The organism is Quisquiliibacterium transsilvanicum (assembly GCF_014202215.1).
GTDB lineage: Bacteria > Pseudomonadota > Gammaproteobacteria > Burkholderiales > Burkholderiaceae_E > Quisquiliibacterium > Quisquiliibacterium transsilvanicum.
Genome location: NZ_JACHGB010000005.1, coordinates 269,930 through 285,360, shown reverse-complemented (window position 1 = coordinate 285,360; position 15,431 = coordinate 269,930). Strand labels below are relative to the sequence as shown.

Genomic DNA, 15,431 nt, shown 5'->3' with positions numbered 1-15,431 from the left:
TTTCGTCACAGCCGCTGCCAGGAACGATCCAGGAACACCATGCGGCGATGCTGCGTGCAGGCGGTCCGGGATTCGGTCCGCCGAACACCAAAGGAGCACGCCATGAACGACCTCGAATTCACCGTCCCCCTGCCCGGCAACTGCAGCGCGGTGCTGACCGTGCCGGGTCCTCTCACCGCCGAGACGCTGCATCGGGTCGAACAGGAACTCGACCGGCGCCTGGGCAGCCTGCGCCGGGACCTGACCGGTGGAGGGGCCGACGAAGGAGCGCGCGAGTACGAGTCCTGGATGCAGCAGTTGCGTCGCGGGAAGCAGTGACCGCCTGGCCGCGAGCCGTCCGCCGACCATCCAAGAGAGGAGATCACCATGACTCAATCCGTCCCGTCGCTGTACGAACGCCTCGGAGGCCACGCAGGCATCACCCGGATCACCCGCGACCTGCTGCGCAACCATCTGGCGAATCCGCTGGTGAGCGCCCGCTATGCGCGCAGCGAGGACCTGGCCAGGGTCGAGCGCCGTGCGGTCGAGTTCTTCTGTGCGGGGTCCGGCGGGCCAGAAACCTATTCGGGCCAGGACATGCTCGCGACCCACAAGGGCATGAACATCAGCGAGCAGGAGTTCGTCGCGGTCCTGGACGACGCGATGGCTGCGCTCGAGACGAACGGGATCGACGCGCCGACCCGCACCGAGGTGCTCGGGATCCTGTGGTCGCTCAAGGGCGAGGTCGTCCGCGTGTAGGTGGTGCCCGCACGCTGCCGCCGCGCGCCCTGCCTCGTCAGCCTGCGGCGGCGTCTTCCCGCGACATCGGCGGAAAATCGATGTAGCCCTTCTCCCCGCCGCTGTAGTAGGTCCGGCGGTCCGCCTCCACCAGGGGCGCGCCGGCCTGCAGCCGCTCCACCAGGTCCGGGTTGCCGATGAACGGGCGCCCGAAGGCGATCAGGTCGGCGGCATCGGTGCGCCGGGCCTGCACTGCGAGCTCCAGGTCGTAGAGGTTGTTGGCGATCAGGGCGCCCTTGAACAGCCGGCGCAGCTTGCCCAGGTCGAAGGACGGCTCGGCATCGCGTGACACGCCGGTGTCGCCTTCGACCAGGTCCAGCCATCCGATCCGCAGCGCGTTGAGCTGCTCGACGACGTGGGTGAACAGCGACTCCGGGTCGCTGTCCCAGGCGTCGTAGGCATGGCCGATCGGCGACAGCCGCACCGCGGTGCGCTCCGGGTCCCACACCTGCGCGACCGCAGCCATCACCTCCAGCAGCAGGCGGGCGCGGTTCTCGATCGTGCCGCCGTAGGCGTCGGTGCGCCTGTTGGTCATGTCGCGCAGGAAGCTGTCCAGCAGGTAGCTGTGCGCGCCGTGCACCTCGACGCCGTCGAAGCCCGCTTCCCTGGCGCGGCGGGCCGCCTGGCGGAACGCATCGACCACGCCCGGCAGCTCGTCCAGGCGCAGTTCGCGCGCCTCCTCGTAGTCGGCCAGGCCGTTGGCCCCCACCACCTTTCCCTTCTGGCGGTAGGGCGAGGGCGCCACCGGCGGCTGGCCCTTCGGATGCAGCGAGGAGTGGCTCAGCCTGCCGGCATGCCAGAGCTGGCAGAAGATCCTGCCGCCCTTCGCATGCACCGCCTCGGTGGTGAGCCGCCAGGCGGCGACGTGCCGCTCGTCCCAGAGGCCGGGGAGGAAGGGGCCGCCGCGCCCCTCGGGCAGCACCGCGGTCGCTTCGGTGATCAGCAGGCCAGCGGACGCGCGCTGCGCGTAGTACTCCGCCTGCAGCGCCCCGGCATTGCCTTCCATGTCCGCGCGCGCGCGGGTCAGGGGCGACATGACGATGCGGTTCTTCAGCGGCAGGCCGTTGAACGTGCAGGGTGCGAACAGGTCGGTATTGGTCATTCGGGGCTCCGGACGAAAAGTGCGCCGGACCATACACCGGCGTTCCCGCCCCGGCCCGGCGGCGCATTCCGCTTCGGCCCGGCGGCGCATTCCGCTTCGGCGCCGATGGCAGCTTCGGCGTTCCGGGGGCGGGTCCCGCCCGATGGCAGGTCCGCCGCCGACGGGTAGGATCGGTCCGAGGAGACAAGAGTACGAGGCGGCATCCGGGCCGGACCGGAAGTCCGTCACGAGCCGAACCCCGGAGGAGACACATGAGCGACGAGACGAGCGGCGGGATCTGGAACTACGGCGACATCTTCGACGGCCTGGCCAGGGTGGTGCCGCCCGACCGGCCTGCGCTGGTGCATGGCGACCGGGTCACCACCTGGGGCCGGCTGGGCGCGCGCACCAACAACCTGGCGCGCGCGCTGCTCGAGGACGGCGCGCAGCCGGACGAGAAGCTGGCGCTGTACCTGCGCAACCACCCCGCCTACCTGGAGGGCAGCGTCGCCGCGTTCAAGGCGCGCCAGGTGCACGTCAACGTCAACTACCGCTATGCCGCCGAAGAGGTGCGCTACATCCTGGAGAACTCGGACGCGACCACGGTGGTGTTCGGGCGCGAGTTCTCGCCGATCGTGCGGGCGATCCAGCCGCGGCTGCCCGGCGTGCGGCGCTGGCTGGTGGTGGACGACGGCTCGGCCGAGCCGCTGCCCGGGTTCGCAACGGTCTTCGACGTGCTTGCCGAGACGGGTTCCGGCGAGCCTCTGAGCCTCCGGCGCTCGCCCGATGACCTCTTCTTCATCTACACGGGCGGCACCACCGGCATGCCCAAGGGCGTGATGTGGCGGCAGGATGCGCTGCGCCGCGCGCTGATCAACCCGGCCCTGGTGGAGCGGGTGCCGCAGGATCTCGCCGATCACCTGCAGATCGTCCAGGAGGCCGGCCAGGGGCCGACCTGCCTGCCGGCCTGCCCGCTGATGCACGGCACCGGCCTGCTCTCGGGGATCACCGCCCTGGTCAATGCAGGGACGGTGGTCACCTTGCCCTCGGCACATTTCGACGCGGACGAGCTCTGGGACGCGGTGCACCGGCACCGCGTGGACCAGCTCATCATCGTGGGCGACGCCTTCGCCAAGCCGATGCTGCGCTCGCTCGACGAGGCGGGCGGCCGCTACGACGTCTCCTGCGTGCTGTCGATCATCTCGTCGGGAACGATGTGGAGCATGGAGGTCAAGCAGGGGCTGCTGCGGCACATGCCCCAGGTCACGCTGCTGGATTCCTTCGGTTCGTCGGAGGCGGTCGGGTTCGGGCTGTCGGCGATGACTGCGGACGGGGTCGTGGAGACCGCGAAGTTCCAGCTCGGCGACGACGTCAAGGTCTTCGCCCACGATGGCCGCGAGGTGGGCCGGGGAACGGGAGAGGTCGGCATCATCGGCCGCTGCGGCGCGATCCCCGAGGGCTACTACAAGGACCCGGTCAAGACCGGCACCACTTTCCCGGTCATCGGCGGCGTTCGCTACTCGATGCCCGGCGACCACTGCACGGTGGAGGAGGACGGCACCATCACCCTGCTCGGCCGGGGCAGCGGATGCATCAACACTGCCGGAGAGAAGGTCTTCCCGGAGGAAGTCGAGGAGGTGCTCAAGCAGCACCCGGACGTCGAGGATGCGCTGGTGATCGGGGTGGCCGACGACAAGTGGGGCCAGGCGGTCACCGCCGTGGTAGAGCTGCGGGCCGGCGCGGAGTTCGACGAGGACGCCCTGCGACGGCACGTGCGCGGCCAGCTGGCAGGCTACAAGTCGCCAAAGCGCGTGTTCGCGGTCGACAGGATGTTCCGCGCGCCGAACGGCAAGGCGGACTACAAGGGCGCGCGCGATTATGCGCAGAAGGCGCTGGAGCCCGCCGGCTGAGGCCCGGCGGGCCGCTTCTCCCGTTGCGTTCCGGAATGCGCCGTAGGGGTGTCCGGGACGCGCTGCCCCCTTCCCAGTATCAGACAATGAGACGCGGGGCCGTTGCACACGGTCGCGTGAACGATCGACCATGGGGTCGATCGGTCCACGGCCGCGCCACCGGCGCGACGACGCGGGCCGGCGCACTGCAACGCATCCCACACGACATTGGTACGGAGACAAAGACGGATGAAGTCCCTGATTCTTTCGACATTCACGGCCGCAGCCATGCTGATCGGCAGCCCGGCGCTCGCGCAGAAGAAATACGATCCGGGTGCGAGCGACACCGAGGTGAAGGTCGGCAACTTCGTGCCCTACAGCGGCCCGGCCTCCGCCTATGGGATCGTCGGCCAGACGCTCGCGGCCTACACGAAGATGGTCAATGAGAAGGGCGGCATCAACGGCCGCAAGATCAACCTCGTCTCCTATGACGATGCGTACAGCCCGCCCAAGGCGGTCGAGCAGACTCGCAAGCTCGTTGAAAGCGACGAGGTGCTGTTCATGTACCAGACGCTGGGCACGCCGTCGAACTCGGCCATCCTGAAGTACATGAACAGCCGCAAGGTGCCGCAGCTGATGGTCTCCAGCGGCGGAACCAAGTTCGGCGACCACAAGGAATACCCCTGGACGATGCCGTTCAACTCGCCCTACCAGGCCGAGGGACGCATCTACGCGGCGTACATCCTGAAGAACCACCCGAACGCCAAGATCGCCGTGCTGTATCCGAACGACGACTACGGCAAGGACATCTACAAGGGCATCCGCGACGGCCTGGCCGCCAGGACCTCGATGATCGTCAAGGAGCTCACCTACGAGACCTCCGACCCGACCATCGATTCGCAGATGGTGGCGCTGAAGGGCTCGGGCGCCGACATGTTCCTGAACCTCACCACGCCGAAGTTCGCCGCGATGGCGATCCGCAAGCTGGGCGAGCTGAAGTGGAAGCCGGTGCACATCCTGAACAACGTGTCGGCCTCGACCGGCGCGGTGATCAAGCCGGCCGGTTACGACAACGCGCAGGACGCGATCACCGCCACCTACGTCAAGGACCCGACCGACCCGCAGTTCAAGAACGATCCGGCGATCAAGGAGTGGGAGGCCTTCGTCGACAAGTACATGGCCGGCGGCGACAAGACCAACTCGCTGATCCTGTACGCGTACGCCGCTGCCCAGGTGATGGAGCAGATCGTCAAGCAGGCCGGCGACAACCTCACGCGCGCCAACATCATGAAGCAGGCCGAGAACCTCAAGGACCTGAAGATCGGCGCGCTGATGAACGGCATCGTGATGAACACCAGCCCGACCGACCACTACCCCATCGAGCAGATGCAGCTGATGCGGTTCAAGGGCGAGCGCTGGGAGATGTTCGGCGAACTGCTCGAAGGCAAGCTGACCGACTGATCGGTCGGAGCCCGTCCGCTGCGGCGCACCGGCCCCGAGGGGGACGCGGTGCGCCGCGAAGTGCTGGCGGACGGCTCCTTCGATTGGCCCGAGCCCTTCTTTCCCGCGGTGAGCGGGACGACCCGGGAAGACCAGCTCAGGAAGTGAGCCCGGCCGATCCCGGGCGCATCCGATAGGGATCCAGCAGCGCGCGCGCCTCGTCGGTGATCTTCGCGCTGCGGCGTGTCTCCCGGTCGATGGCCACCATCACCGATTCGCAGGTCGCCACGCACTGCCCTGCCTCGAACATCGCACCGCGCACCGCCAGCGAGCGCTCTCCCATGTGCGCGACGCCGCAGCCAAGCTCCCACTCCGTTCCCGGCATGGTCCGTCGCTGCCAGTGCAGCGACACGTGCGCCACCATCATCCCGCCGCGCACATGCCGCTGCGGCCCGTACACATGGTTCAGGAAGGCCACCCGCATCTGCTCGGCGCAGCGCGCCAGCCAGGTGTCGCTGGCCAGGCGCCGCGCGTCGCTGTCGCCGAAGCGCACCCCCACCGTTCGGTGCCAGGGGAAGTGTCCGAGGTCCGGCGCAGTGGCGACGCCTTCAGGGGCGAAGGCCGGCTCCAGGGCCTCCGTCCCGGCTATGCCGGCCGCACGCAGCTCCGACAGCTGCGCCTCGCCAAGCCCCACGGCATGCCCTTCGGCCCAGCCGAGGAAGCTGGCCTCGTGCAGTCCGACGCACTGTTCGTGCTGGAACAGCGCCGTGGCGATGCGCACACCTCTTGCATCGGCGCCGACCACGCGTGCTCCCCATGCCAGCGGCTCAGGGTAGTAGGCCTCGGCGAGGAAATCGGTGGCGTTGGCCACGCAGCCCAGCACCGGCTGGCTGTCGCGCCAGGCGTTGGGGCCGAACGCGCTGCGCAGCCCGTGCTGGACGGCCTCGCCCTGCAGCGAGATCAGCGCGGTGTTGTTCAGGTGCTGCCAGACATCGACGTCGCTGTAGCGCGGCATCAGCTCGCCGCGCAGCGGATAGGACGCGGCCTCGCGCCGCCAGGCGTCGTGCCTCATGGCTGGAGGGGGCGGCGCAGGGACGGCGCCGGGGTCGGATGGGGCATGGATTCCTCTCGTTTCAGGCAGTGCGCTGCCGGATGAACTCGCCGATCTCGCGGCAGCCGTCGCCGCCCTCGGAGAGCGCCGGCGCGAAGAAGGGGAAGACGTGCGGCATGTTCGGCCACACGGACAGTCGTGCATCGTTGCCGGCGGCGTGCAGCTTCTCGGAGATGCGCAGCGCGTCGTCGAGCAGCGTCTCGGCCGAGCCCACCTGCACCAGCACCGGCGGGAGCCCGTGCAGGTCGGCGTGCAGCGGCGCGGCCAGCGGCGTCTGCGGGTGCGCATCGCCCAGGTACATCTTCGCGTAAGCGTGCAGACCGGGCTCCGCCACCATCGGGTCGACGTCGGCGCGCGAGCGGATGCTGCCGCCGCGCATCTCCAGGTCCACCCAGGGGGAGATCGCCACCGCGCAACCCGGCAGGGCCAGGCCCTGGTCGCGCAGGTTCACCAGCGTCGACAGCACCAGCCCGCCGCCGGCGGAGTCGCCGACGATGGACAGGCGCGCAGGCTTCAGTCCCTGGGACAGCATCCAGCGCCAGGCGGCAGTGGCGTCGTCCAGTGCTGCGGGGAAGGGACGCTCCGGCGCGAGCCGGTAGTCGATCAGCAGCACGCGCGCCCCGCTCGCAGCCGAGACGTCGTAGGCGAGCCGGCGGTGCGTGTCGATGGAGCCGATCGCGAAGCCGCCGCCGTGCAGCATCAGCACCGCGCGGGAGTCGTCCGCGCCGGGCGCTGACACCCACTCGGCAGGCACGCCGCCGGCGTCCACCTGCTCGCAGCGCGCATCGGGGGCGCCGCCGAGGGTCTCGGCGAGCTTCAGGTAGCGCTCGCGCATCTGCGCGATCGTCAGGCCTGCCGGAGCGGGGCGCGAGCGCAGCAGCGAGACGAGGGCGTCGAGTTGGGCGATGGTCATCGGGGACTCCAGGCTTCGATTTCGCAATTCTTGTCGTGGTGGCGCCATGCTGCGTGCGGCGGTGGTCCGGTTTCCGCGTTCGAGGCGAGGTGGCGCCGAGGGTAGGGGCCCCACAATTGCGCGATCCATGGACGAACAACACGAGGTGACGACATCATGACTCGCCGCTGGAACCGCAGTCTTTCGAAGCAGCAATCGAACCTTGGGCCCAACGGCCGACGCCACTTCCTCGGCGCCGCCGTCGGGGCCGCGGTGGTCGGGTCGACGTTTGGCCGCGGCGCCTTCGCCCAGGCCTACCCGAGCCGGCCGATCAAGCTGGTCGTGCCGTTCCCGCCCGGTAGCACGACCGACATCCCGGTGCGCGCGATGGCCGCCGAGGCCGGCAAGCTTCTCGGGGTGTCGATCGTCGTGGAGAACCGTCCGGGCGCCACCGCCACGCTCGGTCCAGTCTCCGTCGCCCAGGGTTCCGCGGCTGACGGCTACACGGTCGCGATCGCGCCGGCCAGCCTCTGGCGGATTCCGCACATGCAGAAGGTCAGCTTCGATCCTATGAAGGACTTCACCTACATCGCCGGACTGGCCGCCTACACCTACGGCGTCGCGGTGATGGTCGACCGGCCGTGGAAGACGCTGGCCGAACTGGTCGCACATGCGAAGGCAAACCCGGGCAAGGTGACCATGGGTGGCGTCGGCGTCGGGGGATCTGCCCACATCGCCTGCTTCAAGCTCTCCAAGGCGACCGGGGTCGACTTCCTCTACGTGCCGTTCAAGGGCGGCGCCGAAGTCTCCGGCGCCATGCAGGGTGGACACATCGACGGCACTACCGATGGTGCCTGGTCGCAGTTGGTCCAGGGTGGCAAGGCTCGCCTGCTGACCGCCTTCACCGAACAGCGCCTGGCCAGGTATCCGGACGTGCCGACTGCCCGCGACCTCGGCTTCGACGTGGTTGCCGATTCGCCCTGGGGGCTGTGCGGTCCCAAGGGCATGGACCCTGCCATCGTCCGCACACTCGAGCAGGCCTTCCTCGCCGCGCGCGACACGCCGAAGGTCCGCGAGCTGATGCTTTCCTGGGACCTGCAGCCGTTGAGCCTGGGCAGTGAGGCGTTCACGGCCCTGGCAGCACGGATGTACGCGCAGGAGAAGCGCAACCTCGAGGCGATCGACTTCAAGCCGACCTGATCCGGATCCTGCGCCGGTCCGGACAAGCCTACGCACCGGCGCACCGGCGAGCGTCATGGACACGGCATGGGCGGTGCGGTGGGATAGCGGAGAGCTATGGGGATCCGGATGAACGACAAGGACAGGCCCTGGGTGCTGATCGGCGACGAGCGGCGCAGCACTGCGGACATCGAGGCGCGGGCGGCGCGCGCAGCGCGCGGATTCGAGGAGCTGGGCGTGCGAGCCGGCGACGTCGTCGCCATCGTGCTGCGCAACGACTTCCCCATGGTCGAGGCGACGCTTGGCGCGGGAATGGCGGGTGCCTACGTGGTGCCGGTGAACTGGCACAACACCGCCGACGAGGCGCGCTACGTGCTGGAGAACTCCGGCGCCAAGGTGCTGGTCATCCACGCCGACCTGCTTGCGTCGATGGGCGACATTGCGCCCGCGGGCACGCCGGTGATCGTGGTGGAGACTCCGCCCGGGCTCGTCGAGGCCTACCCGTCTGCGCGCTCGGCCGCGGCCGGTCCCGTCGACATGATCGCGTGGGATTCCTGGCTCGACTCGTACGCGCCCAAGGCGCCGCCCTTCGCGGTCGCGCCCGGCTCGATGATCTACACCTCGGGCACCACCGGCCGGCCCAAGGGCGTGCGGCGCACTCCGCCGACGCCGGCGCAGGCCGAATCGAGCCTGGCGGTGATGCGGCAGGTCGGCGGGCTGCTGCCCTACGTAGGCAGGATGCAGGACGTGGTGCTGCTGATCCCGGGCCCGGCCTACCATTCGAGCCCGAACGGCTGGCTGTTCGCGCTGCTGAGGATGGGCGCCAATGTCTGCATCGAGCCGCGCTTCGACGCGCGGCGGATGCTGGAACGGATCGAGCGCGAGCGCGTCACCCACGTGCTCGCGGTGCCGACCATGTTCATCCGGCTGCTCGCGCTCGGCGAGGAGGTCAAGGCGCGCCACGATCTGTCCAGCGTCGTGCACGTGATGCACGTCGGAGCGCCCTGCCCGCCCCACGTGAAGCGGGCGATGATCGACTGGTGGGGGCCGGTGATCAGCGAGCACTACGGCAGCACCGAGGTGGGCGCGGTGACCTGGTGCACCGCGCAGGAGTGGCTCGATCATCCGGGCACGGTGGGCCGCGTGGTCGACGGGACCGAAGTGGTGGTGATGGACGCGGAAGGCAAGGTGCTGCCGCCCGGACAGTCCGGAGAGATCGTGTGCGGCCGGGCCACCTACCCGGACTTCACCTACCACGGCGACGACGACAAGCGCCGCCGCTCCGCGCGCGGCCGGCTGGTCGCCACCGGCGACGTGGGCTGGTTCGACGAGGCCGGCTTCCTGTACCTGAGCGGGCGCGCCAGCGACATGATCATCTTCGGCGGCACCAACGTGTATCCCGCCGAGATCGAGTCCGAGCTGACGAAGCTTCCAGGCGTGGCGGACTGCGCGGTCTTCGGCATTCCGGATGCGGAGTACGGCGAGCAGGTCTGCGCCTTCATCCAGCCCAAGCCCGGGGTGGAGCTCGACGCCGAGCAGGTGCGCAATGGCCTGGCGGCGCACCTGGCGAGCTACAAGCTGCCGCGGCACATCGAGTTCGTCGACAGTCTGCCGCGCGAGGACACCGGCAAGATCTTCAAGCGCAAGCTGCGCGATCCCTTCTGGGAGGGGATGGAGCGGAAGATCTGAGCGCGTCGGCTTGAACGCATTGTTAGGCCTGCCTTGCGCCGAACATGATGATGCCCATGCCGAGCAGACAAACGCTAACGCCAATCCAATCTGTGATGGTGGGTCGCACCGAATCAACGGCCCAAAGCCACATCAAGGCCACGCTAATGTAGACGCCACCATAGGCTGCGTATACGCGGCCAGCTGCTTGGGGATGGAGGGTAAGCAGCCAGGCGAACGCAGCCAAGCTAAGCGCCGCCGGCACCAGGAGCCAGGCCGAGCGACCCTGCTTGAGCCACAGGTACGGCAAATAGCAGCCGATGATCTCGGCGAGCGCCGTAACAATGAAGAGCCCGAGGACTTTCAGCATTTCCAATCCAGCGGCGTCCTTTCAGCAGGCCTAACGCGAACTTTCCTTCCACTTGTCGGCGAGGGCGTCGAGCTCCTGGCGCGATGCGAAGTCGTCCGCGTCCGCTTCCTTGAGAGCGGCCTGGGCTTCGCGGACCTGCCACTCGTTCAGCTCCACGAACTCTCGGATCGCCTCCGCGGCGAGGAAGGACTTGCTTCGTTTCGTCGATGCTGCGAGGCGTTCGAGGCGCTCCTTCAGCTCATCTTCGATACGAACGGTCATCGTCGTGGACATGGTCGGCTCCCGTACGAAGTTGTACACAACCCAGCACATGCGCTGGATCGGCGCCATCGGCCTCCGGGCTCTGGCGATCGATCGTGCAGGCCAGCGATCACAGCCCCCGCAGCCATTCGAGCAGCAGCCGGTTCACCGCTTCCGGCGCCTCCTGCTGCGTCCAGTGGCCGATGCCGGGCAGCACGTGCGCGCCGCGCAGCCCCGGCAGGTGCGGCGTCATCAGCGCCACCGGGTCCACCCCGGGCAGCATCCGCACCGCCAGGTCGCGGTCGCCGCCGATGAACAGCGAGGGCTGCTCGATCTTCCGGTCTCGGAACTGCTGCTGCCAGGCGAAGTCGCGCGCGTGGTTGCGGTAGCGGTTCAGCGGGCCGCGAAAGCCCGAGGCCTGGAACTCGGCGACGAAGTGGTCCTCGTCGGCCTTCGTCAGCCAGGCCGGGAAGGGATCGGGGTCGGGCAGGCCGTCGAGCAGCTTCGCGCCGTGCGGCTTGTTCTTCGGCCAGGTGCCGTCGGGGGCGTCGCCGCTGATCGCGTAGTAGAACTTGCGCAGCGATGCGCGCACGTCCGCCTCCAGCTCGGCCTCGGCCACGCCCTCGTCCTGGAAGTAGACCTGGTAGAAGAAGCGGCCCTTCGCGGTGAAGGCTGCGCGCACCGCCTCGAGGAAGTTCACGGTGGCGATTCCGGTCCAGGGCACGGAGAGGCCGGCCACGGCGGAAACCCGGTCGGGGCGCGTCAGCGCGGTGTTCCAGACGATGGGGGCGCCCCAGTCGTGGCCCACCAGCACCGCGCTGCCGTCGGGCGACAGCGCTTCGATCACGCCGGCCAGGTCGGCAGTGATCTTCTCCAGGCTGTAGTCGGCCACTTCGGGCGGCCTGTCCGAGCCGCCGTAGCCGCGCACGTCGATCGCGCAGACGGTGAAGCCGGCTTCGGCGACCGGTCCGATCTGGTGGCGCCAGCTGTACCAGCCCTCGGGAAAGCTGGACCATCACGACCAGCGGGCCGCTGCCGGCGACGGCCGCGCGCAGCTTGATGCCGTTGGTGGGAACCTGGATGAAGCGGGGGGGCATGGGGGCTCCTGGGCGATATGTCCGGGGCCGGCTGCAGGGCGCGGCACGGGGTGCTCCATTGTGCGGATCTTCTGGACGTTGGGCCGCCAGCCGGAGTTCCAATCGGTGATCGACCGGATCGACTCCGCGGCCGGATCGCTGTCTCATGTGACGAGAGCAGCACGGTCCGCGGCGGACGGATCGTCCCTTGGGAGCAGGAGACGGCATGGAAGCGACGAAAGCGACGATCGACAGCCGGCAGGCCGGCGATGGGCTGGCGCAAGCCAGGGCGCATCTGCGCGCCGAAGGCTGGTGCGTGGTGCCCGCCGTGCTGCGCCCGGAGGAGGCGGCCGCCGTCCTGGAGAGGCTCTGGGCTGCCGCCGACGAATTCCGCAGTCGCGGGCGCGACACCTACATGGCGCGCCTGGATCCCAACCCGTCGAACGTGCGGGTGTTCGAGCTGCTCGACATCGATCCGGTCTTTCGCGACCTGATCCGCAGGCCGATTGCGCTTGAGCTGGTGCGCACCCTGCTCGGGCCGGAGTTCCTGATCTCGAACTTCACGGCCAACATCGCCCGGCCCGGCTCGGGTTCGATGAGCCTGCATTCCGACCAGGCGCTGGTGGTGCCGGAGCCGTGGCTGGAGCCCTGGTCCATCAACGTGATCTGGTGCCTGACGGACGTCTACTTCGAGAACGGCGCCACCCTGTTCATTCCGCGCAGCCACGAGGTGACCCGGCTCGCCGAGCTCGGCCCGGACCCGGCGGCGAGGCTGCGACCCTTCGAGGCCAGGGCGGGGTCGGTGATCGCGATGGACGGGCGCGTCTGGCACACCTCCGGCGCCAACGTCACCGCCGACGCGGACCGTGCGCTGCTGTTCGGCTACTACTCGCGCAGCTTCCTGCGGCCACAGGTCAACTGGAACGCAGTGCTGTCGCCGCAGGTGCAGAACGCACTGGATCCCGAGCTTCGGGAACTGCTCGGGATGGACGCCGTGGCGAATCGGGGCGTGGGGGCGAAGCTGCTGGCGGCGAACGTGGGGCGTGAGGCCTCGGCTACCCAAGGGAGTGTGAAATGAAGGCGGTCCTTCCCTCGATCACCAGCGACCTCGACCAGGCGGAGCGGGATCTCCGCGAGCACGGCATCTGTCTCGTCTCCGGGGTGCTCTCCGCCGAGCAGCTGGCCGACGTGCGCGCCGGGCTGTACCGGGCGGCGAAGCTCGACAACCGGCGCAAGCTGGCCCACAGCGGCCGCAGGATCGATCACGGCGAGAGCAACCAACACGTCCGGAACACGCTGAGTCTGGATCCGGTGTTCGCGGACGTCGCCGAGCATCCCGCCGCGCTGCGGCTGGTGAGGTCGGTGCTGGGATGGCCGGCGCTGCTGGGCAACCAGTCCGCGTTCATCGCGATGCCGGGCTGCGAGGCCGGCCGGCTGCATGCCGACCAGGGCTTCATCCCGGAGCCGTGGCCGACGCTGCCGCAGGGCTGCAACGTGGGCTGGTGCATAGACGAGTTCACCGAGGAGAACGGTGCGACGCGGTTCGTGCCGGGCAGCTGCCGCCACCACCGCCCCCCTGGCGAGGGTGACGAGGAAGGCTCGGTGGCCGCGGTCGCGCCGGCCGGCACGATGGTGGTCTTCGACAGCCGGATCTGGCACCGCACCGGCGAGAACCGCACCAGCGACCAGAGCTGCGCGGCGCTGTTCAACTGGTACACGCGGCCGATCTACCGCACCCAGGAGAACTGGTTCCTGTCGCTGAACCCCCGCATCCTGGAGGGGGCGTCCGACGAGCTGCTGACCCTGCTTGGGTACAAGACCGAGGGTTTCGGGAAGGTCAACGGGCGCTCGCCGATGTGACGTGCGCAGGGCGATGCGCCGATGGGCACAGGCTTGCGCACTGCTGCCTTCAGCGTGCCGGTCAGGACCGCCCTCCTCCGATCAGCGCCTGGCGCTGCTCCAGGAGGAAGGGGCGGTCGATGTGCCGTGCCAGTTCCTCGATCGAAGCCACTGAAAGCCCGCGTGCCGCGAAGTGCTCGCGCCAGCGATCCACAACCCGTGCAACACGGGTTGCCTCCGCAAGCGCATCTTTCGGCGTCAGCCAGTACTGCGCGGCCGCGGTCAGCGCATTCTCGATCGACGATTCCGCGCCGCGTTCACCGACCGCCATGGCCTGGTAGCCCAACGAACTTGCCATCGGCAGCACGTCGAATGCGGGCGCCAGTGCATAGTGCTGGTCCGGCGTGACCAGCAGCACGTGGTTCTTCTCGTGGTCGTCGGTGTTGTCGACGAGGATGTTGAACACCAGGCGACGGAACAGGTCGTGCATCTGCGCGCGATGGACGTCGACGGCACCCCGGCGGCGAAGCAGCAGGGCCAGGGCGGGATAGGAGAGCTCGCTGCCCGCGGCCTTCAGCGCCACGTTGGCCGACAGCGCATGCAGCCGGCGAGCCGCTGCGCGGTCGAAGCGCCGGATGGCGAGAGCGGTTCCGCGCGCCAGGGGGATCAGCCGCGTGTCGGCGACGGTGATGCCTGCCTGGCCCGCCAGCGTGAGGGCGGCGTGCTCGATCAGCGCCTCGTCGGGACGGTCAGGTTCGGCGAACTTGAGGACCCACTCGTGGTCGTCCAGCTGCAGCAGCGCCTTCGGACGGGCGCCGCCCATGGTGACGCCGGGCGCGATCAGCCGTCTGCGGGCTTCGTCCAACGGTTCGCCGGCCAGGACGCGATGCACCACTTCATGCACGGCGTCGACGTCGGCGAGGCGGGGCAAGGGACCGATCTCGCGCGGCTGGTAGCGGTCCGCGGCAGTGGAGACACCGAGCGCGCCGAAGCGGTCGTCGCCCGCGTAGAACAGGTACTCCAGAAGCGAGAGCCGGGGCGGGCGGTCCAGCATCCGGATCACCCGCTCGCCCCAGCGATCCGGGCGGGCATCATCGACCGCGCCTGCGGCCGTGTCCTTCTCGCGCGGGACATGCTCGCGATCTACCAGGGGCAGGTCCTCGCTGAGCGCGAAACCGTGCTCGAGCCACGCCGGCGCGTAGCGCAACGACACGCCCCTGCGCGCCATCACCAGGTTGAGTTCGCCCACGAGGACGGGGGTCTCGGGCGTGCCGAGATACCAGAGATGGAGGGTGTCCGCGAGCTGCCGGCCGCTCACCCGGGGTCTCCCTGGGCCCGCCCTGATCGCGGCGCCGGTCCCGAAGACGAGGTGCGTGTGCGCGCCGCGCGCAGGCGGCTCGCCTTGCGGACATCGGCCTCCAGCGCCTGCTGGTCCTTGGCGGGGTCGGCCAGATCGGCGAGATCCCCCGACATTCCGGCCAGCCAGAGGGCGGTGGCGTACACCCCCATGCGCACCGAGGGATCGCCCCGTTCCATCCGGATCAGCGTGGGCACCGAGACGCCGAGCCGGGCGGCCCACTGCTTCTGGGACTCCCTGCGGCGCAGGCGCGCCACCGCGAGCCGCTCACCCAGGGTGACCAGCGAGCCTGCCACTTCCGGTGGCAGGGAGATGAGTGCGAGCGAGGCTTTCGACATCACATCCGATTGATCTCGTTACCGTAACAAGATAACGCATATGTGATGTCGAGGCTATTTCCCCGTCACCCCGGCTTGCGCGGCGCAGTCCCGCTGCGCACCTCCCTGAACGGCACGTCGCGGTCCACCTCCGGCTCCCTGGGCAGGCCCAGCAGGACGTTCTACGGTTCCAGC

Annotated in this window: 15 protein-coding genes and 1 pseudogene; 8 read left to right on the top strand and 8 right to left on the bottom strand. The window is 69.2% G+C overall.

What is annotated here, in order from left to right; translation table 11 throughout:
• Nucleotides 1–102 precede the first annotated feature (102 nt).
• Nucleotides 103–318, top strand: coding sequence for a hypothetical protein (locus tag HNQ70_RS13790; RefSeq protein ID WP_183968569.1), 216 nt, complete (start codon nucleotides 103–105; stop codon nucleotides 316–318).
• A gap of 48 nt (nucleotides 319–366) precedes the next feature.
• Nucleotides 367–738 (top strand): group I truncated hemoglobin, encoded by a 372-nt coding sequence (locus HNQ70_RS13785; RefSeq protein WP_183968567.1) that lies wholly within the window; start codon nucleotides 367–369, stop codon nucleotides 736–738.
• Between the two features lie 37 nt (nucleotides 739–775).
• Here the strand turns inward: HNQ70_RS13785 and HNQ70_RS13780 are convergent, their stop codons facing one another.
• The gene (locus HNQ70_RS13780; RefSeq protein WP_183968565.1) at nucleotides 776–1,879 is read right to left on the bottom strand and encodes an alkene reductase; all 1,104 of its coding nucleotides are present in this window, start codon (nucleotides 1,877–1,879) and stop codon (nucleotides 776–778) included.
• 251 nt (nucleotides 1,880–2,130) lie between these two features.
• On the opposite strand from HNQ70_RS13780, the gene HNQ70_RS13775 reads away from it, so the two are divergent.
• Complete coding sequence (locus HNQ70_RS13775) at nucleotides 2,131–3,768, top strand: acyl-CoA synthetase (RefSeq protein WP_183968563.1); 1,638 nt, start codon at nucleotides 2,131–2,133, stop codon at nucleotides 3,766–3,768.
• A gap of 228 nt (nucleotides 3,769–3,996) precedes the next feature.
• Nucleotides 3,997–5,208, top strand: a complete 1,212-nt coding sequence (locus tag HNQ70_RS13770; protein ID WP_183968561.1) for an ABC transporter substrate-binding protein — start codon at nucleotides 3,997–3,999, stop codon at nucleotides 5,206–5,208.
• Nucleotides 5,209–5,344: 136 nt separating this feature from the next.
• On the opposite strand, the gene HNQ70_RS13765 is transcribed toward HNQ70_RS13770, so the two are convergent.
• Together HNQ70_RS13765 and HNQ70_RS13760 are read right to left on the bottom strand one after the other, a co-directional pair.
• Nucleotides 5,345–6,259: a thioesterase family protein gene (locus HNQ70_RS13765; RefSeq protein WP_183968559.1), complete on the bottom strand. Its 915-nt coding sequence runs from the start codon at nucleotides 6,257–6,259 to the stop codon at nucleotides 5,345–5,347.
• A 61-nt stretch (nucleotides 6,260–6,320) separates the two neighbouring features.
• On the bottom strand, nucleotides 6,321–7,211 hold the full coding sequence (locus tag HNQ70_RS13760; protein WP_183968557.1) for an alpha/beta hydrolase: 891 nt from the start codon (nucleotides 7,209–7,211) through the stop codon (nucleotides 6,321–6,323).
• Nucleotides 7,212–7,367: 156 nt separating this feature from the next.
• Here HNQ70_RS13760 and HNQ70_RS13755 point away from each other — a divergent pair, with 156 nt between their 5' ends.
• A complete protein-coding gene (locus tag HNQ70_RS13755) occupies nucleotides 7,368–8,390 on the top strand; it encodes a tripartite tricarboxylate transporter substrate binding protein (RefSeq protein ID WP_183968555.1) in 1,023 nt (340 codons plus the stop codon).
• Between the two features lie 108 nt (nucleotides 8,391–8,498).
• Complete coding sequence (locus tag HNQ70_RS13750) at nucleotides 8,499–10,058, top strand: AMP-binding protein (protein WP_183968553.1); 1,560 nt, start codon at nucleotides 8,499–8,501, stop codon at nucleotides 10,056–10,058.
• Between the two features lie 22 nt (nucleotides 10,059–10,080).
• On the opposite strand, the gene HNQ70_RS13745 is transcribed toward HNQ70_RS13750, so the two are convergent.
• From HNQ70_RS13745 to HNQ70_RS13735, 3 genes and pseudogenes are all read right to left on the bottom strand, one after another.
• Nucleotides 10,081–10,407, bottom strand: coding sequence for a YnfA family protein (locus HNQ70_RS13745; protein ID WP_425504372.1), 327 nt, complete (start codon nucleotides 10,405–10,407; stop codon nucleotides 10,081–10,083).
• Between the two features lie 30 nt (nucleotides 10,408–10,437).
• Nucleotides 10,438–10,680: a CopG family ribbon-helix-helix protein gene (locus HNQ70_RS13740; protein ID WP_183968549.1), complete on the bottom strand. Its 243-nt coding sequence runs from the start codon at nucleotides 10,678–10,680 to the stop codon at nucleotides 10,438–10,440.
• Between the two features lie 97 nt (nucleotides 10,681–10,777).
• A pseudogene (locus HNQ70_RS13735) lies at nucleotides 10,778–11,641 on the bottom strand (alpha/beta fold hydrolase); the annotation flags it as partial.
• A gap of 308 nt (nucleotides 11,642–11,949) precedes the next feature.
• Between HNQ70_RS13735 and HNQ70_RS13730 the strand changes: the two are divergent.
• Complete coding sequence (locus HNQ70_RS13730; protein WP_183968547.1) at nucleotides 11,950–12,801, top strand: phytanoyl-CoA dioxygenase family protein; 852 nt, start codon at nucleotides 11,950–11,952, stop codon at nucleotides 12,799–12,801.
• Nucleotides 12,798–13,583 carry a phytanoyl-CoA dioxygenase family protein gene (locus HNQ70_RS13725; protein WP_183968545.1) on the top strand — a complete coding sequence of 262 codons (786 nt, stop codon included), beginning with the start codon at nucleotides 12,798–12,800 and terminating at the stop codon, nucleotides 13,581–13,583. Before HNQ70_RS13730 ends, HNQ70_RS13725 begins: the two co-directional genes overlap by 4 nt.
• Nucleotides 13,584–13,644: 61 nt before the next feature.
• Here HNQ70_RS13725 and HNQ70_RS20535 read toward each other — a convergent pair whose 3' ends face one another.
• Both HNQ70_RS20535 and HNQ70_RS13715 read right to left on the bottom strand, forming a co-directional pair.
• On the bottom strand, nucleotides 13,645–14,880 hold the full coding sequence (locus tag HNQ70_RS20535; RefSeq protein WP_343060782.1) for a type II toxin-antitoxin system HipA family toxin: 1,236 nt from the start codon (nucleotides 14,878–14,880) through the stop codon (nucleotides 13,645–13,647).
• Nucleotides 14,877–15,257 carry a helix-turn-helix domain-containing protein gene (locus HNQ70_RS13715; protein WP_183968542.1) on the bottom strand — a complete coding sequence of 127 codons (381 nt, stop codon included), beginning with the start codon at nucleotides 15,255–15,257 and terminating at the stop codon, nucleotides 14,877–14,879. The genes HNQ70_RS20535 and HNQ70_RS13715 overlap by 4 nt, the downstream gene beginning before the upstream one ends.
• Between the last annotated feature and the right edge of the window lie 174 nt (nucleotides 15,258–15,431).